The 19359-nt window shown below is 67.9% G+C and carries 21 protein-coding genes; 11 read left to right on the forward strand and 10 right to left on the reverse strand.

From position 1 onward, the window contains the following. Nucleotides 1–1017, reverse strand: a 1017-nt coding sequence (locus ABD866_RS11510) for a methyl-accepting chemotaxis protein (protein ID WP_345064939.1), incomplete at its 3' end; no start/stop codon positions are given. Between the two features lie 283 nt (nucleotides 1018–1300). After that, nucleotides 1301–1900 carry a chalcone isomerase family protein gene (locus ABD866_RS11515; RefSeq protein WP_345064941.1) on the reverse strand — a complete coding sequence of 200 codons (600 nt, stop codon included), beginning with the start codon at nucleotides 1898–1900 and terminating at the stop codon, nucleotides 1301–1303. 331 nt (nucleotides 1901–2231) lie between these two features. Between ABD866_RS11515 and trpE the strand changes: the two genes are divergently transcribed. From trpE to ABD866_RS11555, 8 genes are read left to right on the forward strand one after another with little or no spacing between them, the layout of a single operon-like run. Further along, the gene (gene trpE / locus ABD866_RS11520) at nucleotides 2232–3731 is read left to right on the forward strand and encodes an anthranilate synthase component I (RefSeq protein WP_345064944.1); all 1500 of its coding nucleotides are present in this window, start codon (nucleotides 2232–2234) and stop codon (nucleotides 3729–3731) included. After that, nucleotides 3728–4063, forward strand: a complete 336-nt coding sequence (locus ABD866_RS11525) for a chorismate mutase (RefSeq protein ID WP_345064947.1) — start codon at nucleotides 3728–3730, stop codon at nucleotides 4061–4063. Before trpE ends, ABD866_RS11525 begins: the two co-directional genes overlap by 4 nt. A 5-nt stretch (nucleotides 4064–4068) precedes the next feature. Next, nucleotides 4069–4641 (forward strand): aminodeoxychorismate/anthranilate synthase component II, encoded by a 573-nt coding sequence (locus ABD866_RS11530; RefSeq protein ID WP_345064950.1) that lies wholly within the window; start codon nucleotides 4069–4071, stop codon nucleotides 4639–4641. After that, nucleotides 4638–5297, forward strand: a complete 660-nt coding sequence (locus tag ABD866_RS11535; protein ID WP_345064953.1) for a LysE family translocator — start codon at nucleotides 4638–4640, stop codon at nucleotides 5295–5297. The genes ABD866_RS11530 and ABD866_RS11535 overlap by 4 nt, the downstream gene beginning before the upstream one ends. A 19-nt stretch (nucleotides 5298–5316) precedes the next feature. Next, nucleotides 5317–6348, forward strand: a complete 1032-nt coding sequence (gene trpD / locus ABD866_RS11540) for an anthranilate phosphoribosyltransferase (protein WP_345064956.1) — start codon at nucleotides 5317–5319, stop codon at nucleotides 6346–6348. Between the two features lie 12 nt (nucleotides 6349–6360). Then, the gene (locus ABD866_RS11545) at nucleotides 6361–6501 is read left to right on the forward strand and encodes a hypothetical protein (protein WP_345064959.1); all 141 of its coding nucleotides are present in this window, start codon (nucleotides 6361–6363) and stop codon (nucleotides 6499–6501) included. Beyond that, nucleotides 6494–7294 (forward strand): indole-3-glycerol phosphate synthase TrpC, encoded by an 801-nt coding sequence (gene trpC, locus ABD866_RS11550; protein ID WP_345064962.1) that lies wholly within the window; start codon nucleotides 6494–6496, stop codon nucleotides 7292–7294. The genes ABD866_RS11545 and trpC overlap by 8 nt, the downstream gene beginning before the upstream one ends. A gap of 56 nt (nucleotides 7295–7350) precedes the next feature. Next, entirely contained in the window at nucleotides 7351–8082 is a 732-nt protein-coding gene (locus ABD866_RS11555) for a uracil-DNA glycosylase (protein ID WP_345064965.1), read from the forward strand. Nucleotides 8083–8133: 51 nt separating this feature from the next. Here the strand turns inward: ABD866_RS11555 and ABD866_RS11560 are convergent, their stop codons facing one another. The 8 genes from ABD866_RS11560 to ABD866_RS11595 all read right to left on the reverse strand — a co-directional run bounded on the left by ABD866_RS11560 (nucleotide 8134) and on the right by ABD866_RS11595 (nucleotide 15885). Then, a complete protein-coding gene (locus tag ABD866_RS11560) occupies nucleotides 8134–9726 on the reverse strand; it encodes an RNA polymerase factor sigma-54 (RefSeq protein WP_345065044.1) in 1593 nt (530 codons plus the stop codon). 112 nt (nucleotides 9727–9838) lie between these two features. Further along, nucleotides 9839–10618 (reverse strand): LPS export ABC transporter ATP-binding protein, encoded by a 780-nt coding sequence (lptB, locus tag ABD866_RS11565; RefSeq protein ID WP_345064968.1) that lies wholly within the window; start codon nucleotides 10616–10618, stop codon nucleotides 9839–9841. A 5-nt stretch (nucleotides 10619–10623) separates the two neighbouring features. Beyond that, nucleotides 10624–11268: a lipopolysaccharide transport periplasmic protein LptA gene (lptA, locus tag ABD866_RS11570; protein WP_345064971.1), complete on the reverse strand. Its 645-nt coding sequence runs from the start codon at nucleotides 11266–11268 to the stop codon at nucleotides 10624–10626. A gap of 108 nt (nucleotides 11269–11376) precedes the next feature. Next, the gene (locus tag ABD866_RS11575) at nucleotides 11377–12033 is read right to left on the reverse strand and encodes a thiol:disulfide interchange protein DsbA/DsbL (protein WP_345064974.1); all 657 of its coding nucleotides are present in this window, start codon (nucleotides 12031–12033) and stop codon (nucleotides 11377–11379) included. A gap of 68 nt (nucleotides 12034–12101) precedes the next feature. Then, the gene (locus ABD866_RS11580) at nucleotides 12102–12734 is read right to left on the reverse strand and encodes an SPOR domain-containing protein (RefSeq protein WP_345064977.1); all 633 of its coding nucleotides are present in this window, start codon (nucleotides 12732–12734) and stop codon (nucleotides 12102–12104) included. An 18-nt stretch (nucleotides 12735–12752) separates the two neighbouring features. After that, the gene (gene argS / locus ABD866_RS11585; RefSeq protein ID WP_345064980.1) at nucleotides 12753–14462 is read right to left on the reverse strand and encodes an arginine--tRNA ligase; all 1710 of its coding nucleotides are present in this window, start codon (nucleotides 14460–14462) and stop codon (nucleotides 12753–12755) included. A gap of 38 nt (nucleotides 14463–14500) precedes the next feature. Further along, nucleotides 14501–14947, reverse strand: a complete 447-nt coding sequence (locus tag ABD866_RS11590) for a DUF2214 family protein (protein ID WP_345064983.1) — start codon at nucleotides 14945–14947, stop codon at nucleotides 14501–14503. Beyond that, complete coding sequence (locus ABD866_RS11595) at nucleotides 14944–15885, reverse strand: LysR family transcriptional regulator (protein ID WP_345064986.1); 942 nt, start codon at nucleotides 15883–15885, stop codon at nucleotides 14944–14946. Before ABD866_RS11595 ends, ABD866_RS11590 begins: the two co-directional genes overlap by 4 nt. 447 nt (nucleotides 15886–16332) lie before the next feature. On the opposite strand from ABD866_RS11595, the gene ABD866_RS11600 reads away from it, so the two are divergent. The 3 genes from ABD866_RS11600 to ABD866_RS11610 all read left to right on the forward strand — a co-directional run bounded on the left by ABD866_RS11600 (nucleotide 16333) and on the right by ABD866_RS11610 (nucleotide 19349). After that, nucleotides 16333–18543, forward strand: coding sequence for a malate synthase G (locus ABD866_RS11600; RefSeq protein ID WP_345064989.1), 2211 nt, complete (start codon nucleotides 16333–16335; stop codon nucleotides 18541–18543). Between the two features lie 204 nt (nucleotides 18544–18747). Further along, nucleotides 18748–18993 carry a cysteine-rich CWC family protein gene (locus ABD866_RS11605; protein ID WP_345064994.1) on the forward strand — a complete coding sequence of 82 codons (246 nt, stop codon included), beginning with the start codon at nucleotides 18748–18750 and terminating at the stop codon, nucleotides 18991–18993. 167 nt (nucleotides 18994–19160) lie between these two features. After that, the gene (locus tag ABD866_RS11610; RefSeq protein ID WP_345064997.1) at nucleotides 19161–19349 is read left to right on the forward strand and encodes a 4-oxalocrotonate tautomerase; all 189 of its coding nucleotides are present in this window, start codon (nucleotides 19161–19163) and stop codon (nucleotides 19347–19349) included. The last annotated feature ends 10 nt before the right edge of the window (nucleotides 19350–19359 follow it).

Below are 19359 nucleotides of genomic sequence, written 5' to 3' on the forward strand. Positions count from 1 at the left end.
CACCACGTCGCCGCCTTGTTGGGCGACGGTGGAGGCGCTCATGGCCAGCTGGTTGGCCGTGCGGGCGTTGTCGGCGTTCTGGCGCACGGTGGAGCCCAGCTCTTCCATGGAGGCGGCGGTTTCTTCCAGCGCGCTGGCCTGGCTTTCGGTGCGGGCCGAGAGGTCCTGGTTGCCCGAAGCGATTTCGGCGCTGGCCATGGCCACACCTTCGGCGTTGCCGCGCACATTGCCCACAATGGCCGCCAGCCGCTGCTGCATGGTCGCGAGGGCCTGCAGCATCTGACCGATCTCGTCCTGCGTGCCCACCTGAATGCGGTGCGTGAGATCGCCTTCGGCAATGCGCTCCGCCGCGCGCATACCGCGCAGCACCGGCTGCACGATGGAGCGAGTGACCGTCCAGGCCAACACCGCGCCCAGGGCCACGGCAATCAGCGCCCCCAAGCCGACCAGCACCTGGCTGCGACTGGCCATTGAGCGCGTGTCTTCCTGGCTGGCCGTCAGGCTGGCGGCCATGTGGTTGCGCAGATCGTCCAGCGTCTTGAGGTATTGGTCGGCCAGCGGACGCAGGTCCTTGTCGACCATGGTGGGCACATTGGGCTCGCCGCCGCGGTGCAGCTCACGGATCTCGGCGAGTTTTTCCTCGTACTTGCGGCCTGCGTCCTGAATCGCCTGCAACTGGCTTTGGCCCTTGGCGTCCTGCACCAGCGCCTCGATGCGCTTGACCTTGTCCTTCTTGCGCGCGTCGGCCGCCTGCATGTCGGCCGTGAGCTTGTCCATGTAGTCGCGGTCAATCGCCTTGAGGAAGGCCTCGGTGCGCACCCAGTTCAGGCGAATGTCCGCAGCCCAGTCCTCCACCAGACTGCGCTGTTCGATCTCTTGTGTGGCCACGCGCTCACTCGCGCCCGCAAGTCCTGCGATACGCCACATGCTGGCACCGGCAATCAGTGCCGTGATCAACAGGATGGCCCCAAAAGACAGCCCGAGGCGCAGGCCTACAGAGAGGTGACGGATGTTCATGTTCGAGTCTGGCGCTAAAGGTTTCTCAAATGCGGCAAAGCCGCAAGGCACACGCGGGGAGTGCGCCGGCAGGGTGGGCTGGCGCGGCTTCCGGAGAACGGCAGACTGCGGATGGCGACTGGTTCATACAAGCGACCGTGGTGCGGGATGGGCGCACGCCCGGCCTTGGGGGTTCAGCTTACGTCAAGCGGTCCGCGCATCACATGTCCGGCTCGCGACAGTCCGAGGGAAAGCCCCGAGCGTCGCTGCCGCGCATGCACTTGCACGCGGGCCACCGGAGACCTCAGGACGGGTTGGCTGCCGCCTTGCCCAGCAGCGCATCCTTGAGCTTCCAGTCGGCCGGCGCATTGCCCAGCCAGATGCCCATGAGCGCGTTGAAGAACTCGGGCTCCTTGAACGGCTCGCCCTGCGGCTTGCCCTTGACGGTGATCAGGGTGCCCGTGCCCGGAATCCAGTCGATCATGAACTGATCGCCCGCCACGAGCTTCTTGTGATCCGAAAAGATCTGGCTCATGCGCAGCACGCCCGGGATGAGCTTGGAGAACGCTGCCTTGTCCATGTTGTCTTCCATGCCGCGGGAGAACAGCTTGCCGAGTTCGGTCGAGTCGATCTCGCGCAGCATGGTGATGCTCAGCCGCTTGGGCCCTTTGAGCGCCATCACTTCCTGGGGCGTGCCGACTTTCTTCTCCAGGTACAGGCCGGCGGTGTACACCCTGAATACCGCCTTGTACCGCACCCCCGCCCCGTTGAGCTGCAGGGGCGCACCTTGCAGCGTGACCGTCTCGTCGTACTTGACGCTGGCCACCGTCACAGGCTCGGCGTGGGCATTCCAGGCCAGCAGCAGGGCCCCGACCCAGATCGCGCATTGCGGAAGGAATTTCATGCTCGTCTCCGAAAAAAGAACGGTCGTTCGTTTCTAATTGTTGCAAGCCCCTTGCCCCCGCGCAACAGGGTTTTCGAGCGGTTTTGCGCCGTCTCAAGGCCTGCAAAAGAGCTTTGCTACACTGTGCCCCCATGTTCATCCACCACGTGGTCATCACAGGTTGCAGCGACCGGGGAGCCTGGCCCTGGCGTACGCCTGCTCGCACGACCTCCTGAAGGCACCCGGGCCCTGCCCGCGCGTGCGTCCCCCGTGGCCCATTCGGGCCGTCATTGCATGAACAAGCGCGGCTGCCAGCCTGCAGCGCAGCCCGCCGAGCAGGGAGCCCTTGCCCGTGATCACCGAACTTGAATTCAAAAGCCTGGCCAGCGAAGGCTACAACCGCATTCCGCTCATGGCCGAAGCCTTTGCGGACCTTGAAACCCCGTTGTCGCTGTACCTGAAGCTCGCCCACACGCGCGACGGCGGCAAGCACAGCTTTTTGCTCGAATCCGTGGTGGGGGGCGAGCGCTTCGGCCGCTACAGCTTCATCGGCCTGCCCGCGCGCACCCTGCTGCGGGCCAGCGGCTTTGGCGAGGCAGCGCGCACCGAGGTGGTGACGGACGGTCAGGTGGTCGAGACCGCCACCGGCAACCCGCTCGACTTCATCGCCGCGTACCAGCAGCGCTTCAAGGTGGCGCTGCGCCCGGGTCTGCCGCGTTTTTGCGGCGGGTTGGCCGGCTACTTCGGCTACGACGCGGTGCGCTACATCGAGAAAAAGCTCGAAGCCAGCTGCCCGCCCGACACGCTGGGCTGCCCCGACATCCTGCTGCTGCAGTGCGAAGAGCTGGCCGTGATCGACAACCTGTCGGGCAAGCTTTACCTGATCGTGTACGCCGACCCGGCCCAGCCCGAGGCCTACGCCCGGGCCAAAAAGCGGCTGCGCGAGCTCAAGGACCAGCTCAAGTATTCGGTGAGCGCCCCGGTGGTCAAACCCACCGAGAGCCACCCCGCGCAGCGCAGCTTTGCCAAGGCCGACTACCTGGCCGCCGTGGACCGCGCCAAGGAGCTGATCGCCGCGGGCGATTTCATGCAAGTGCAGGTGGGCCAGCGCATCCACAAGCGCTACACCGAATCGCCGCTGTCGCTGTACCGCGCGCTGCGTTCGCTCAACCCCTCGCCCTACATGTACTACTACCACTTCGGCGACTTCCATGTGGTGGGCGCGAGCCCCGAGATTCTGGTGCGCCAGGAAAGCACCGACGAGGGCCAGAAGGTCACGATCCGCCCGCTGGCGGGCACACGCCCGCGCGGCGCGACGCCCGAGAAGGACAAGGCCGCCGAAGTCGAGCTGGTGAACGACCCCAAGGAGCGCGCGGAGCACGTGATGCTGATCGACCTGGCACGCAACGACATCGGCCGCATCGCCAAGACCGGCAGCGTGAAAGTGACCGAGGCCTTCGTGGTGGAGCGCTACAGCCACGTGATGCACATCGTGAGCAATGTGGAGGGCATCCTGCACGACGGCATGACCAACATGGACGTGCTGCGCGCCACCTTCCCGGCCGGCACGCTGACCGGTGCACCCAAGGTGCACGCGATGGAGTTGATCGACCAGCTCGAACCCAGCAAGCGCGGCATCTACGGCGGCGCCTGCGGCTACCTGAGCTACGCGGGCGACATGGACGTGGCGATCGCCATCCGCACCGGCATCATCAAGGACGGCACGCTGTATGTGCAGGCCGCCGCTGGCGTGGTGGCCGATTCGGTGCCAGAACTGGAATGGAAGGAAACCGAGCACAAGGCCCGCGCGCTGCTGCGTGCGGCCGAACTGGTCGAGGAGGGCCTGGAATGAGCCGCGGCATCGACAAGGTGCAGCACTGCGCCACCATGGCCGACGTGCGCGCACGCATCGACGCACTGGACGACATCCTCGTGCCGCTGCTGGTGGAGCGCGGCGGCTACATGACGCAGGCCGCGCGCATCAAGCAGCATGCCGACCAGGTGCGCGACGAGGGGCGCATCCAGACCATCGTGGACCGCGTGCGCGCGCATGCGCTGCGTGAAGGGGGCGACCCCGACGTGATCGAGACCATCTACCGCAGCATGATGGAGGCCTACATCGCCTACGAGCACCGCGAGTTCGCGCGGCTGCGCGCCACCCCCGACACCGCCTCGCAAGGATGAGCGCCATGAAACTCCTGATGGTCGACAACTACGACAGCTTCACCTACAACATCGTCCAGTACTTTGGTGAACTGGGCGCCGAGGTGGAAGTGTTCCGCAACGACGAGATCACGCTCGAAGGCATTGCGGCCCGCGCGCCCGACCGGCTGGTGATCTCGCCCGGCCCCTGCTCGCCGGCTGAGGCCGGTATCTCGGTGGCCGCCATCCAGCACTTTGCAGGCAAGCTGCCGATCCTGGGCGTATGCCTGGGGCACCAGAGCATCGGCGCGGCGTTTGGCGGCACCATCGTGCGCGCCAAGGAGCTGATGCACGGCAAGACCAGTGTGATCACCACCACGCAGCAGGGCGTGTTCACGGGCCTGCCCGCGCAGTTCACCGTCAACCGCTACCACTCGCTGGCCATCGAGCGCGCCACCTGCCCGGCCGACCTGGAGATCACCGCCTGGACTGAGGATGGCGAAATCATGGGCGTGCGGCACAAGACGCTGGCCGTCGAGGGCGTGCAGTTCCACCCCGAGAGCATCCTGACTGAGCACGGTCACGCGATGCTCAAGAACTTCCTGGAGCAGCGCGCGTGATCAGCGCAGACCAGCTGGTGCTGTTCATTGCCGCTGGCTGGCTGCTGAACCTCACGCCCGGGCCCGACGTGTTCTACATCGTGACGCACGCCTTGCGCAGCGGTGCGCGCGCCGGCCTGGTGGCCGGGCTGGGCATTGCCGCCGGCTGCTGCGTGCACATCGTGGCCGCAGCCCTGGGCGTAGGTGCGCTGCTGGCCTCGTCGGCCACAGCCTTCACCGTGCTCAAGTGGCTAGGTGCCGCCTACCTGGTGTGGATGGGCGTGCGCATGCTGCGCGCGCAGCCGGGTGACGGCCTGGCCGCCGTAGCCCGCAGCGCCCAGGCCGAGCGCGCACCGGCCACGCCGCTTGTGCAGGTGTTCCTGGGCGGCTTCTGGACGAATGTGCTCAACCCCAAGGTGGCGCTGTTCTTCTTGGCCTTCGTGCCGCAGTTCATTGCACCGGACACGGAACACAAGACGCTCGCCTTTCTGCTGCTGGGCCTGCTGTTCAACGTGAACGCACTGCCCATCAGCGCTGCATGGGCGCTGGGCGCGGCCTGGATGGCGCGGCGCGTGGGTGCGCTCCAGCGGCGCATGCACTGGCTGGACCGCGTGGCCGGTGCCATGTTCATCGGCTTCGGACTCAAGCTGGCCTTCACGGACCAGCCGACCGCTTAAACATTCAGGAGGCGTACCCATGCCCATCACCCCCCAGGAAGCGCTGCAGCGCACCATCGAGCACCGCGAAATCTTCCACGACGAGATGCTGCACCTGATGCGGCTCATCATGAACGGCGAGCTATCGCCCGTGATGACGGCTGCCATCATCACCGGCTTGCGCGTGAAGAAGGAAACCATCGGCGAAATCACCGCCGCCGCGCAGGTGATGCGCGAGTTTTCCACCAAGGTGCATGTGGGCGACCGCACGCACCTCGTGGACATCGTAGGCACGGGCGGCGACGGCGCCAACACCTTCAACATCTCCACCTGCTCGATGTTCGTGGCCGCAGCCGCCGGTGCCAAGGTCAGCAAGCACGGTGGGCGCGGGGTGTCGAGCAAGAGCGGCAGCGCCGACGTGATGGAATCGCTGGGCGTGCACATCAACCTCAAGCCCGAGCAGATCGCGCAGTGCATTGCCGAGGTCGGCATCGGCTTCATGTTCGCCCCCAACCACCACCCGGCCATGAAGAACGTGGCCCCGGTGCGCAAGGAACTGGGCGTGCGCACCATGTTCAACATCCTGGGCCCGCTCACCAACCCGGCCGGTGCGCCCAACATCTTGATGGGCGTGTTCCACCCTGACCTCGTGGGCATCCAGGTGCGCGCGCTGCAGCGCCTGGGCGCCGAGCACGCGGTGGTCGTCTATGGCCGCGATGGCATGGACGAAGTCAGCCTGGGCGCGGCCACGCTGGTGGGCGAATTGCGCAATGGCGAGATTCACGAATTCGAAATCCACCCCGAAGACTTCGGCCTGGCCATGGCCAGCAACCGCACGCTGAAGGTGGACACGCCCGAGCAGTCGCGCGACATGCTGCTGGGCGTGCTGCGCGGCGACAGCGGCCCCGCGCACGACATCGTCTGCCTGAACGCCGGAGTGGCGCTGTATGCGGCCAACGTGGCCGACAGCATGGGCGACGGCATTGCGCGCGCGCGCGCGGCGCTGGCCAGTGGCGCGGCGCTGGCCAAGCTTGAGCAGCTCGTGGCCCGCACGCACGCGCTGGCCGCCTGACGGACCCCGGCCGTGTGGCACGACAGCGGCACCTGGATTGCCCTGGGCGTCTCGGCCCTGTTCATCGGTGTGGGCGTGGCCCTGCACCGGGTCTTTCTTCACATCCTCCAGCAGCCCCCGCAAGGGGACGACAAGGCCCCACCCCATGAGTGACATCCTCGACAAGATCGTTGCCGTCAAGCGCGAAGAGATCGCCGCCGCGCAAAAGAAGGTTTCGCTGGCCGCCGTGCGCGCCGACGCCGAAAGCCGCGTGCTCACGCGCGACTTCGAAGGCGCGCTGCGCGCCAAGATCGCCGCCGGCCAGGCCGCGGTGATCGCCGAGATCAAGAAGGCCAGCCCGAGCAAAGGCGTGCTACGCGAGGACTTCATCCCGGCCGACATCGCCCAGAGCTACGCCGAGGGCGACGGCCGCGTGAGCGCCGCCTGCCTGTCGGTGCTGACCGACCGCCAGTTCTTCCAGGGCAGCGTGGACTACTTGAAGCAAGCCCGTGCGAGCTGCGCGCTGCCCGTGCTGCGCAAAGACTTCATGGTCGACGCGTACCAGATCTACGAAGCCCGCGCGATGGGGGCCGATTGCGTGCTGCTGATCGCCGCCTGCCTGGAGGACGCGCAGATGGCCGATCTCGAAGCCGTGGCCCACAGCCTGGACATGGCCGTGCTGGTGGAGGTGCACGACGGCCCTGAGCTGGAGCGCGCGCTGCGCCTGAAAACCCGGCTCGTGGGCATCAACAACCGCAACCTGCGCACCTTCGAGGTGTCGCTGGACACCACGCTGGGCCTGCTGCCGCAGGTGCCGGCAGACCGGCTGCTGGTGACCGAGTCGGGCATCCTCGCGCCCGCCGACGTGCAACGCATGCGCGCGGCCGGGGTGCACGCCTTCCTGGTGGGCGAGGCCTTCATGCGCGCGCCCGACCCGGGCATGGCGCTGGCCAAGCTGTTCCAGTAAAGCTATATTTTTGATAGCACACTTTCTTGCATGGACAAGCACAAGCAGGCCTTTTGATGCAGAGCCCTGACACCACCCAGCTGCACAGCGCAAACCCGTCCGACTGGCCTGTGGCCCCGGGCTGGCAGCTGCTGGTGGATGAGTTCTTCGCCAGCGCCGCCGGGCAGGGCCTGCAGCGGTTTCTGGCCGAGCGGCTGGCCGCGGGCGCCACGGTGTTTCCGCCCCGGCCGCTGCGCGCACTCGAACTCACGCCGCCCGAAGCCACGCGCGTGGTCATCCTGGGGCAAGACCCGTACCACGGCCGCGGCCAGGCCGAGGGCTTGGCATTCTCGGTCGCACCCGGCGTGCCGCTGCCACCCTCGCTGCGCAACATCTTCAAAGAGCTGCAGCGCGACCTGGGCACACCCCCGCCCGCCTGGCCCGAGCCCGGCGGCAGCCTCGTCAAATGGGCGCGCAACGGGGTGCTGCTGCTCAACACCTGCCTCACCGTGGAAGAAGCCCAGCCCGCCAGCCATGCCGGCCGCGGCTGGGAGGTGCTGACCGACGCCGTGATTCGCCACGTGGCCCAGGGCCCACGCCCGGTGGTGTTCATGCTGTGGGGCTCGCACGCGCAGAGCAAGCGCCCGCTCATCGACCACCAGCGCCATCTGGTGCTCACGGCCAACCACCCGTCGCCGCTGTCGGCACTGCGCCCGCCTGCGCCCTTCATTGGCTGCGGACACTTCGGGCGTGCGCGCGCGTTTCGGGAACAGCAGGAGCAGCGCGAGGCCGCGGGCGGCGCGGGCTGAGGCGCGCGGGCGGTACAGCCCCACCCGTAGGCCGCGCCACGCGGGGCCCTCTCAGAGCGCCTTGCGCAAGTTGGCAGGCGCGATCTTCAGCGCCTCGCGGTATTTGGCCACCGTGCGGCGCGCGCATTCGATGCCCTGCTCCTTGAGCATCTCGGCGATCTGGCTGTCCGACAAGGGCTTGGCCGGGCTTTCGGCCGCCACAAACTGCTTGATCAGCGCGCGCACGGCGGTGCTCGATGCGTTGCCGCCGGTCTCAGTGCCCAGGCCCGAGCCAAAGAAGTACTTGAGCTCGAAAGTGCCGATGGGCGTGGCCATGTACTTGGCCGTGGTCACGCGGCTGATGGTGGATTCATGCAGGCCCAGCTCGTCGGCAATGTCACGCAGCACCAGCGGGCGCATGGCCAGCTCGCCATGCACGAAGAACGCGCGCTGGCGATCCACGATGGCGCGCGACACGCGCAGGATGGTGTCGAAGCGCTGCTGGATGTTCTTGATGAACCAGCGCGCCTCTTGCAGCCGCTGCTGGAGCGCCTGGTGGCCTTCGCCGCCGCGGTGGCCGCGCAGCGCGCCCGCGTACACGTCGTGCACGCGCAGGCGCGGCATCACATCCGGGTTGAGCTGCACCACAAACTGGGGCTGCCCCTCGCGGCTGCGGGCCGCCTTGCGCACGATCACATCGGGTACCACCACATGCCGCTCCACATCGGCAAAGCGGCGGCCCGGGCGCGGCTCCAGCCGTGCGATCAGCGCCATGGCGGCGCGCGTGCGCTCTTCGCCCTCGCCCGTGGCCTGCGTGAGCCGCCGCACATCGCGGCGTGCCAGCTGCTCCAGCGGCTGGTCGCAAATGCACAAGGCCGCACGCACCACGGCAGGATCGGTGTCGTCGTCCTCGTCGGCTGCCAGGGCTGAAAGCTGCAGGCGCAGGCATTCGGCCAGGTTGCGCGCCCCCACGCCCACCGGCTCCAGGCTTTGCAGCAGGCGAAGGGCCACGGTGAAGCGGTGCACCAGCTCTTCGAGCTGCTCCAGATCGTCATCGCCCGCCAAACCCCGGGCTAGGTCTTCGAGCGGGTCTTCCAGGTAGCCGTCGTCAGTCAGCGATTCGATGAGAAAGCGCAATGCGGCGCGGTCCACCTCATTCAGGCGCAGGGCCAGCGCCTGCCGATGCAGAAAGTCGGTGAGCGACTCGTGCGCATGGGCCAGGTCGGTGGCGTCTGTCTCGTCCTCTTCGCCGCCATTGCGCTGGCGCGCAGGGGCGTCACCGCCCCACTCGGTGTCGTTGGCCGACCATTCCACGCTGCCATCGCCCTCCCAGTCGGGCGCGGTGTCGCCCAAGGGGGGCTCAGCGCCTTCGCTGGGCGTGGCGCTGTCGGCAAGGCGCTCGCCGGTCTCCAGCGCCGGGGCCACGCGTGCGGCTTCGTCGGCCGCGTAGTCGTCGGTCTGCGCAGGGGCATCGGCCTCGGCCATGCCGAAATCTTCGCGCACAGCCTCGTCGGCGGTGCGCTCCAGGAACGGGTTGTCGTCGAGCATCTGCTCGACTTCTTGCGACAGCTCCAGCGTGGACAGCTGCAGCAGCCGGATCGACTGCTGCAACTGCGGCGTGAGCGCGAGATGCTGCGAGACGCGCAGCGACAGACCGGGCTTCATCACACCCACGCGGCCGCTGCGCGGCCCCCGAATCGCCACCGGCCGCTGCCAGGCGCGCGCGTCTGGCCGGTCGGCTGCGCACAGCGCATCGTCAGAAACAGCACCGCCACGGCTACATCCGGAAGTGTTCGCCCAGGTACACCCGGCGCACCTCGGCGTTGTCCACGATCTCCGAGGGCGTGCCCTGCGCCAGTACCTTGCCTTCGCTGATGATGAAGGCGTGGTCGCAGATGCCCAGGGTTTCGCGCACGTTGTGGTCCGTGATCAGCACCCCGATGCCCCGGGCTTTGAGGAAACCAATGATGCGCTGGATCTCGATGACCGCAATCGGGTCAATGCCGGCAAAGGGTTCGTCCAGCAGGATGAAGCGCGGCTGCGTGGCCAGGGCACGGGCGATCTCGACGCGGCGGCGCTCGCCGCCCGACAGGGCCAGCGCGGGCGATGCACGCAGGTGCTCGACGCGCAGCTCCTGCAGCAAGGCCGAGAGCCGCTCTTCGATCTGGGCGGGCGGCAGGGGTTTGCCGTCGTCGCCGCGCTGCAGTTCAAGCACGGCACGCACGTTTTCTTCCACCGTGAGCTTGCGGAAGATCGACGCTTCCTGCGGCAGGTACGACAGCCCCAGGCGCGAGCGCCGGTGAATGGGCATGCGCGCAACCGACTGGCCGTCGATGCGGATGTCGCCTCCGTCGCTGCGCACCAGCCCCACGATCATGTAGAACGACGTGGTCTTGCCCGCACCATTGGGGCCCAGCAGGCCGACGACCTCGCCTTTTTCAACGGTGAGCGACACATCCTGAACCACCTTGCGGCTGCCATAGGACTTCTGCAGATGCCGCACCTCCAGACGGCTGCCGTCGGGTGCGGGGGCTGCGGAGCGGCCGACTTCGGCCATCGCGCTCACCGGCTGCCGCCCAGCGTGGTGCTGGGGCGCAGGCCGGTCGCGGGGGCCGACGCGGGCGTCTCGGCCGCCGCCGGAACCTTCTCCTTGGGCGAGAGCACGGCCCGCACGCGACCGGTGCTGCCGGGCGCAGCCGCCGCGCCAGCGCCGCCAGGACGCTGGCCGTCCACAGTGAACACGTCGGTGAGGTTGTTGTAGACGATCTGCGCGCCGGTGATCTCGTCGCTCAGCACCGAATCGCGGTAGCGCCGCAGCTCGGCCCGCGTGATGAAACGCACGTTGTCCGTGCGGCCGTCGTATTCGATGACTTCGCCCTCGCCCTCGATGAACTCCTCAGGCGCGCCCGCCGGGGTGTCGCGCTTCTGGCGGAAAAACGCGCGCTTGCCTGGCTCGGCCGTGACCACGCCATGCTGGTAGCCGTCGGCGTCCTGGCGCACATCGAGCCGCGCGCCGCGCAGCACGATGCTGCCCTTGGTCATGACCACGCGGCCCGAGAACACGCTGGTCTGCTTGACCTCGTCATGCCGCAGGCTGTCGGCCTCGATGTTCATGGGCTTGCTGCGGTCGGCCTTTTCGGCGTGGACCACGCCGGTGCTGCACAGCACGGCCAGAAGGAAAACGAGCGGGCGAAGGGTATGGTTCATGGGGCACGAATCTTGCAAACCATTGTAGCCACGGCCAGCCGCGCGCCATGAAAAAAGCCCGCACAAGCGGGCTCGGATGCCAAGCAACGGGCCAGGCCCGCCGGGCGCTCAGCCCTTGCGCACCAGTGCTGCGAGGTGCTCCACGACCTGCAGCACCTGTTGCATGTTGCCAGCCATGGTGCCATCGGTGTAGTAGCGGCCTGCCACGCCCATCGACGGCACGCCTTCAATGGCATAGCCCTCTTGCAACTGGCCCGCGCGACGCACCTGGTTGGAGACCGTGAAGGAGTTGTACACCTCCTTGAACTTGTTGGCATCCACGCCCTGGGTCGCCACCCAGGCGAAGATCTCCTCGTCGCGGGCGAGCTTCTGCTTTTCGACGTGGATGGCACGGAACACCTTGGCGTGCAGATCGCCCAGCTTGCCCATGCCTTCGAGGGTGAAGTACAGCTTTTGCTGCGGCACGAAGCTCGCGTTGAACGCCACCGGGATGCGGCGGATGCTCAGATCCTTGGGAGCGCTCTTGATCCAGGCCTCCAGTGCGGGCTCGAAGCTGTTGCAGTGCGGGCAGCTGTACCAGAAGAACTCGATCACATCGATCTTGCCGGCCGGTGCATCGGGCGTGAGGGGCTTGGCCAGGCGCTGGTAGTCCTTGCCTTCCTTGAACTGGCGGGCCTGTGCAAAGGCGGGCGTGGCCAGCGGCAGGCCCAGGGCGGTGGCTGCAACGGCAGAGGCAGCAGACGCGGAAAACTCACGGCGTTTCATGACAGGGGACACTCCTTGTGATCGGTCAGGCGATGGAGCCCGGGCTGGCAAAAAAGTTCAGAACGGGCTCAGCGCTGCACGCGCACCAGGGTGCTGTCCACCCCGGCGTCGGTGAGCTTTTCCTTGAGCTGCTCGGCATCGTCGCGCTTGGCAAACGGGCCCACACGCACGCGGAACACGGGACGACCGTTCTGTTCGCGCTCGCTCACCCGGGCCTCCCAGCCCATCATGGCCAGCTTGGCACGCTGCGCGTCAGCGTCGGCCTGGGTGCGGAAGGCACCCGCCTGGACGAAGTACTCGAACGGGTCCACCGTGCCCGCTGCTGCGGCCTTGGCGTTGGCCAGGTCGCCCAGCGGATCGGCGCTCTTGCCGTCGAGCTTGGTCTCTGCCTTGCTGGCAGCAGGCTTGGGGGCGGACGCCGGGGCCGTGGCCGCACTGGCTGCCGCATCGGGCGCAGACGCTGGAACCGCCGGCGTGACCGGGCGGGCCGGGTTCTTGCCGTACAGCGGAGCGTTCGGATCCCAATTGCGGTTCTTTTCGGCCTCGGCCGCATCCTGGTCGGGCGTGCGCGAGCCACCCTTGTTCAGGAAGGGCACAGGCACTTTGGTGACGTAAACGGCTACGGCCAGGGCCGCGCCCAGACCGACGATGACGCCCAGGATGAAGCCAAGGATGGTGCCGCCGCGCTGACGAAGTTTCATGGTGGTGCTGCTTGCTGCTTACATACGCACCGGGGCCGACACCCCCAGCACGGCGAGGCCATTGTGCAATACCTGGGCCGTGGCGGCGACCAGGGCCAGACGCGCCAGGCGCACGCGCTCGTCGTCCACCAGAATGCGCTCGGCGTCGTAGTAGCTGTGGTACGCCGAGGCCAGGTCGCGCAGGTAGAAGGTGACGTCGTGCGGCGCGGCGCCTTCGCAGGCGGCGGTGAGCATGTCGGGGTACTTGGCCAGCAGCAGCATCAGCGCCTGGGCCTGCGAGCCATCGAGCGCCGACAGGTCCACGTCCTGCAGCGCGGCCACGTCGCTGCCGCCCGACTCTTGCCACGAACGCAGCACCGAGCAGATGCGCGCATGCGCGTACTGCACGTAGTACACCGGGTTGTCGTTGTTCTGGGCCACAGCCAAGTCCACGTCGAAGGTGTACTCGGTGTCGGGCTTGCGCGAGAGCAGGAAGAAGCGCACCGCGTCCTTGCTCGTCCATTCGATCAGATCGCGCAGCGTCACATAGCTGCCCGCGCGCTTGCTGATCTTGACCTCTTCACCGTTGCGCACCACGCGCACCATGGTGTGCAGCACGTAGTCGGGGTAGCCCTCAGGAATGCCCACATCGGCCGCCTGCAGGCCGGCGCGCACGCGCGCGATGGTGCCGTGGTGGTCCGTGCCCTGGATGTTGACGACCTTGGCAAAACCGCGCTCCCACTTGGTGATGTGGTAGGCCACGTCGGGCACGAAGTAGGTGTAGGTGCCGTCGGACTTGCGCATCACGCGGTCCTTGTCGTCGCCGTACTCGGTGCTCTTGAGCCAGAGCGCGCCGTCCTGCTCGTAGGTCTTGCCGTTGGCGATCAGCTTGTTTACTGCGGCTTCCACGCGGCCGCTGGTGTACAGGCTGGATTCGAGGTAGTACTGGTCAAAGCGCAGGTTGAAGGCCTGCAAGTCTTTGTCCTGCTCGTTGCGCAGGTAGGCCACCGCAAACTGGCGGATGTTGCCCTCATCGTCCACATCGCCATTGGCCGTGAATTCGCGGTCATCGGCTTTGACCGTGGCCTTGGCCAGGAACGCGTCGGCAATGTCCTGGATGTAGTCGCCGTTGTAGAACGCCTTGCTGGCCGGGTTGTCCGGATCGGTGGGCCAGCAGTCGTCGCCCGGCTTGAAGCCCTTGGCGCGCAGTTGCGTGCTTTTGGTGAGCGTGTCGATCTGCACGCCCGCGTCGTTGTAATAGAACTCGCGGTGCACCTGCCAGCCCTGTGTGGCGAACAGGTTGCAGATGGCGTCGCCCAGCGCGGCCTGGCGGCCGTGGCCCACGTGCAGCGGGCCCGTGGGGTTGGCCGAGACGAACTCGACCAGCACGCGCTCGCCGCGCGCCGGTTGCTGGCCGAAGGCCTCGCGGGCCTGCAGCACTTCGCGCACCACCTGCTGCTTGGCCGCGGGTTGCAGGCGGATGTTGAGGAAGCCGGGCCCGGCAATCTCCAGCGCCTGCACCCAGCGCGCAAAGGCCGGGGTCTGCATCAGCGCGGCCTGCAGCGACTCGGCCAGCGCGCGCGGGTTCTGCTTGAGCGCCTTGGCCAACTGCATGGCGGCGGTGCAGGCAAAGTCGCCGTGCGCAGCCACCTTGGGCGATTCAAAAGCGGCACGCCCGGCAGCGCCGGGCGACAATTTTTCCAGCTCGCCTGCAAGCGCGGCGAGCAATTCCTGTTTGACGGAGAGCATCGGCGGATTTTACGGGGCCCCGGCCGCGGGGCCGCGCCTTACCAGCCGCGCGCCCAGAACACCGCGATGACGGCCACCACCGGCAGCAGGTGCGACTGCACCATGACCGCGCGGCGCACCTTGGCCACCTGCTCGGGCGCGGGCAGGCTGCCGCCTGCGCGCAGCGCCTTGCGCCAGCGGCGAAACACCAGCGTGGGCCAGATGGACAGCAGCCCCATGACGACGAACAGGGTCATCTTGAGGTGGAACAGCGGCTGCGACACATACCAGCCCGGCCCCTTGACGCCCCAGTACAGCCGCGCCAGGCCGCTGAGCAGCACCAGCACCGCCGCCACGCCGTAGAGGATGTCGAGCCGCGCGAGGCGCTCGACCACGGCGGCGTTCATCCATTCGCTGCGGCACAACGCCGCCTGGCTGGTGAGGAACACCACCAGCGTGAGGATGGCCAGCAGGTGCAGCGCGGCGAGGACGGCTTCGAGGGTCACGGGGTCTCCTTGCGGGGGCCCGATTGCCAGAAACCGGGCTGGCTGTAATTGTGCTTGAGGAAGTCGATCCACAGCCGCACGCGCAGCGGCAGATGCTTGCGCTGCGGAAACACCGCGTAAATGCCGTTGGGTGGGGCGGCAAAGTCGCCCAGCACCTCCACCAACCGACCGGCCGCGATGTCGGCTTCAACCTCCCAGGTGCTGCGCCAGGCGATGCCCCAGCCGCCCAGGCACCAGTCGTAGAGCACCTGGCCGTCCGAGCAGTCGAGCGGGCCGCCGGGCTTGAAGTGCACCACCTCAAACCCACCGCCCGCCACGGGCATACGAAACGCCCAGCCGCGCGTCTGCGAGGCCTCGCTCGACAGCGTCAGGCAGTCGTGCCCCGTCAGCTCGCCCGGGTGGCGCGGCGTGCCGTGGCGGCGCAGGTAGTCGGGCGTGGCCACACACAGGCGGCGGTTGTCGGCAATGCGCACGCTCACCAGCGACGAGTCGGGCAGGTCGCCCACGCGCACGGCGCAGTCGAAGCCCTCGCCGGCGAGATCGACCACGCGGTCGCTGAGGTTGAGCGAAATCGTCACGTCGGGGTGCGCGCTGCGAAAGCGCGGCACCAGCGGGGCCACGTGCCGCCGCCCGAAGCCCGCGGGCGCGGTGATGCGCAGGTGCCCCGTGGCCTTGACGCCGCCTTCGGACACGCTGGCCTCGGCATTGGCCACGTCGGCCAGCAGGCGCTGGCAGTCTTCCAGGAACGCGCTGCCCTCGTGCGTGAGCGTGATGCGCCGCGTGGTGCGCACCAGCAGCTTCACGCCCAGGTGCTCTTCCAGCGCATCGAGCCGCCGGCCCATGATGGCGGGCGCCACCCCCTCGGCCTTGGCAGCGGCGGTGAGGCTGCCGCGCGTGGCCACCGACACAAACGACTCGAAGGCCTTGAGTTTGTCCATGGCCTGATTATGCGGACGCGACGCAGGGACACCGACCGCGCGCCCGGCGCGGGCCGTGCCAGGCGTACGCGGCATGGGCCCCGCCCGCAGCAGCGCCAGGCCACGCCCGCCCAGCCGCAGGGGCTCTGAGCCAAATCGACTGCTCGTGCTTGAAAACCAAGCACGAGCAGCTATCAAAATCATAGCGACTGGGGTCCCACAGCAGCGGAAAGCGCCCCGCAGACCGCGCAGCGGCAAGCGCCCCGGCACGCCTTGGCAGCGCGAGCGGCGCTTGATCTTTGCGCAAAAGTCACGGGTTTCGCGCATTTCGCGGCATTTATGGCCGTGCAGATTTGCAATACAGTGGCCTCCAGCGTCCCCGTGGCGCGCCCGCCCGGCCCTGCCGGGCAGCGCCCGCGGGTCTTGTTCACCCTTCGGGCCTGCGCCCGCTTTTCTTTGCACACTGCCATGACCGCACGCACCACCGTCCACGGCCTTCAGGTGGCCACCTCGCTCTACCGCTTTGTTGAAGACCGCGTGCTGCCGGGCACCGGCGTGGCCAGCGAGGCCTTCTGGAAGGGCTTTGACGCCATCGTCTCCGAACTGGCCCCGCGCAACATCGCCCTGCTGGCCGAGCGCGACCGCCTGCAGACCGAGCTGGACACCTGGCACAAGGCCAACCCCGGCCCCATCCAGAACATGGTGGCCTACCGCAGCTTTCTGGAAAAGATCGGCTACCTCGTGCCCCAGCCGGCCGACGTGAAGGCCACCACCGCCAACGTGGACGACGAGCTGGCCACCCAGGCCGGCCCGCAGCTGGTGGTGCCGATCCTGAACGCGCGCTATGCGCTGAATGCCGCCAACGCGCGCTGGGGCAGCCTGTACGACGCGCTGTACGGCACCGACGTGATCCCCGAGGCCGATGGCGCTGAGAAAGGCAAAGGCTACAACCCGGTGCGCGGCGCCAAGGTGATTGCCTTTGCCCGCCAGGTGCTGGACGACCACGCGCCGCTGGCCAGCGGCTCGCACAAGGACGCGACCGGCTACCGCGTGGAAGGCGGCCAGCTCGTGGTGGCCTTGCAGGGCGGTGCCACCACGGGCCTGAAGGACCCGGCCCAGTTCAAGGGCTACCAGGGCGATGCGGCTGCGCCCTCGTCGGTGCTGCTGCAGCACCACGGCCTGCACATCGACATCCAGATCAACCGCGCCACGCCCATCGGCCAGAGCGATGCCGCTGGCGTGAGCGACGTGGTGCTTGAAGCCGCGCTGTCGACCATCCTCGACCTCGAAGACTCGGTGGCCGCCGTGGACGCCGAGGACAAGGTGCTGGGCTACAGCAACTGGCTGGGCATCATCCAGGGCACGCTGGTCGAAACCTTTGAAAAAGGCGGTAAGCAGCTCACCCGCGGCCTGAACCCCGACCGCGTCTACACCGCCCCGAACGGTGGCACGCTGCGCCTGCATGGTCGGTCGCTGATGTTCCTGCGCAATGTGGGCCACCTGATGACCAACCCGGCCATCCTCTGGACCGACGCCCAGGGCCAGGTGCGCGAGATTCCGGAAGGCATCATGGACGCGGTGGTGACCACGGCGATTGCCCTGCACGACCTGCAAGGCCACGGCGCCAACGGCATTCGCAACAGCCGCAAGGGCAGCGTCTACATCGTCAAGCCCAAGATGCACGGCCCGGCCGAAGTGGGCTTTGCCGCCGAGCTGTTCGGCCGCGCCGAAAAGCTGCTGGGCCTGCCCGACAGCACCGTGAAGCTGGGCATCATGGACGAGGAGCGCCGCACCTCCGTCAACCTCAAGGCCTGCATTGCCGCCGCATCGAGCCGCGTGGCGTTCATCAACACCGGCTTCCTCGACCGCACGGGCGACGAAATGCACACCGCCATGCTGGCCGGTCCGATGATCCGCAAGGGCGACATGAAGACCAGCGCCTGGATCCAGGCGTACGAGCGCAACAACGTGCTCGTGGGCCTGTCGTGCGGCCTGCGCGGCAAGGCACAGATCGGCAAGGGCATGTGGGCCATGCCCGACCTGATGGCCGAAATGCTCAAGCAGAAGATCGGCCACCCCAAGGCCGGCGCCAACACCGCCTGGGTGCCCAGCCCCACGGGCGCCACGCTGCACGCGCTGCACTACCACCAGGTCAACGTGGCCCAGATCCAGGCCGACCTGGAAAAGATCGATGCCAACGCCGAGCGCGACAACCTGCTGACCGGCCTGCTCACCGTGCCCGTGACGGCCACGCCGAACTGGACAGCCGCCGAAAAGCAGCAAGAGCTGGACAACAACGCGCAGGGCATCCTGGGCTACGTGGTGCGCTGGGTGGACCAGGGCGTGGGCTGCTCCAAGGTGCCCGACATCAACGACGTGGGCCTGATGGAAGACCGCGCCACGCTGCGCATCAGCAGCCAGCACATGGCCAACTGGCTGCACCACGGCGTGGTCACCGAAGCCCAGGTGCGCGAAACCTTCGAGCGCATGGCCGCCAAGGTGGACCAGCAGAACGCGGGCGACGCGCTGTACCAGCCCATGGCCGGCCGCTTTGCCAGCAGCATGGCCTACCAGGCCGCTTGCGACCTGGTGTTCAAGGGCAAGGAGCAGCCCAGCGGCTACACCGAGCCGCTGCTGCACGCCTGGCGCCTGAAGGTCAAGGCGGCTGCGGCGGCCTGAGGGCGCGCAGCGCAGCGGGCGGCATGGGCCGCCCCATCTCCCAGGGGCCCCGCAAGGGGCCTTTTTGCATGGCGCGTTCTGCACGCAGCGCATTTCCGGGCCTGGGTCTATCGCAGGCGCTGGGGCGCAGACTGCGCCCGCCGCACGATGCGACCGCAGTGCTGCCCCGAGTCGCGTTACAAGGCTTTGTGCCACCATCGGCGCATGCACGCGCCCCCTGCCTTGCCCCCCGGCTCTGCGCCCACCGCCCCGCCCGAACGTTGCCCGCTGTGCGGCGGCCCCAATGGCTGTGCCATGGCGGCCGGCCAGCCGCCTGAGAGCTGCTGGTGCATGCAGGCAACGCTGGACCCGGCCGCGCTGGCGCGCATCCCGGCCGCAGACCGTGGCCTGCGCTGCGTGTGCGCCGCCTGCGGGCAAGCGCAATCTGCCGGGGCAGCGGCGCCCGGCTGAGCGCAGGCCCCCCCGGCGGCAGTGCGGAAGGCTTCGCCGTCGCACTGTGCACGACCCCGCGCACCCGCGCGCCCCGCGGGCCGCTGCAGGGCACACCGCCGAGCACGGCCTGTGCGGGCGCCGATATGATTTCTGCTTCCCTTTTTGTTGGCACCCCAGGAGATCCCATGCCCACCTACCACGTCGAAATGCTCGAAGGCCGCACGCTGGAGCAAAAGAAGAAGCTCGTCGAAGAAATCACCCGCGTATCGGTAGAGGTGCTGGGCGGCTCGCCCGATTCGGTGGACGTGCTGATCACCGACGTGAAGCGCGAGAACTGGGCCACGGGTGGCAAGCTCTGGTCGGAGCGCAGTTGATCGTCCTGCG

Source organism: Acidovorax lacteus (assembly GCF_039540375.1).
GTDB classification, from domain to species: Bacteria; Pseudomonadota; Gammaproteobacteria; order Burkholderiales; family Burkholderiaceae_C; genus Acidovorax_G; species Acidovorax_G lacteus.

Bases quoted from the DNA above. Each gene is read 5' to 3' on its own strand.
- ABD866_RS11600 (WP_345064989.1), top strand. From the start codon at position 16,333: ATGACCGCACGCACCACCGTCCACGGCCTTCAGGTGGCCACCTCGCTC.
- ABD866_RS11575 (WP_345064974.1), bottom strand. From the start codon at position 12,033: ATGAAACGCCGTGAGTTTTCCGCGTCTGCTGCCTCTGCCGTTGCAGCC.
- ABD866_RS11530 (WP_345064950.1), top strand. From the start codon at position 4,069: ATGAAACTCCTGATGGTCGACAACTACGACAGCTTCACCTACAACATC.
- ABD866_RS11605 (WP_345064994.1), top strand. From the start codon at position 18,748: ATGCACGCGCCCCCTGCCTTGCCCCCCGGCTCTGCGCCCACCGCCCCG.
- ABD866_RS11525 (WP_345064947.1), top strand. From the start codon at position 3,728: ATGAGCCGCGGCATCGACAAGGTGCAGCACTGCGCCACCATGGCCGAC.
- trpC (WP_345064962.1), top strand. From the start codon at position 6,494: ATGAGTGACATCCTCGACAAGATCGTTGCCGTCAAGCGCGAAGAGATC.
- lptB (WP_345064968.1), bottom strand. From the start codon at position 10,618: ATGGCCGAAGTCGGCCGCTCCGCAGCCCCCGCACCCGACGGCAGCCGT.
- ABD866_RS11595 (WP_345064986.1), bottom strand. From the start codon at position 15,885: ATGGACAAACTCAAGGCCTTCGAGTCGTTTGTGTCGGTGGCCACGCGC.
- ABD866_RS11580 (WP_345064977.1), bottom strand. From the start codon at position 12,734: ATGAAACTTCGTCAGCGCGGCGGCACCATCCTTGGCTTCATCCTGGGC.
- argS (WP_345064980.1), bottom strand. From the start codon at position 14,462: ATGCTCTCCGTCAAACAGGAATTGCTCGCCGCGCTTGCAGGCGAGCTG.
- ABD866_RS11560 (WP_345065044.1), bottom strand. From the start codon at position 9,726: ATGAAGCCCGGTCTGTCGCTGCGCGTCTCGCAGCATCTCGCGCTCACG.
- ABD866_RS11610 (WP_345064997.1), top strand. From the start codon at position 19,161: ATGCCCACCTACCACGTCGAAATGCTCGAAGGCCGCACGCTGGAGCAA.
- ABD866_RS11515 (WP_345064941.1), bottom strand. From the start codon at position 1,900: ATGAAATTCCTTCCGCAATGCGCGATCTGGGTCGGGGCCCTGCTGCTG.
- trpD (WP_345064956.1), top strand. From the start codon at position 5,317: ATGCCCATCACCCCCCAGGAAGCGCTGCAGCGCACCATCGAGCACCGC.
- lptA (WP_345064971.1), bottom strand. From the start codon at position 11,268: ATGAACCATACCCTTCGCCCGCTCGTTTTCCTTCTGGCCGTGCTGTGC.
- ABD866_RS11555 (WP_345064965.1), top strand. From the start codon at position 7,351: ATGCAGAGCCCTGACACCACCCAGCTGCACAGCGCAAACCCGTCCGAC.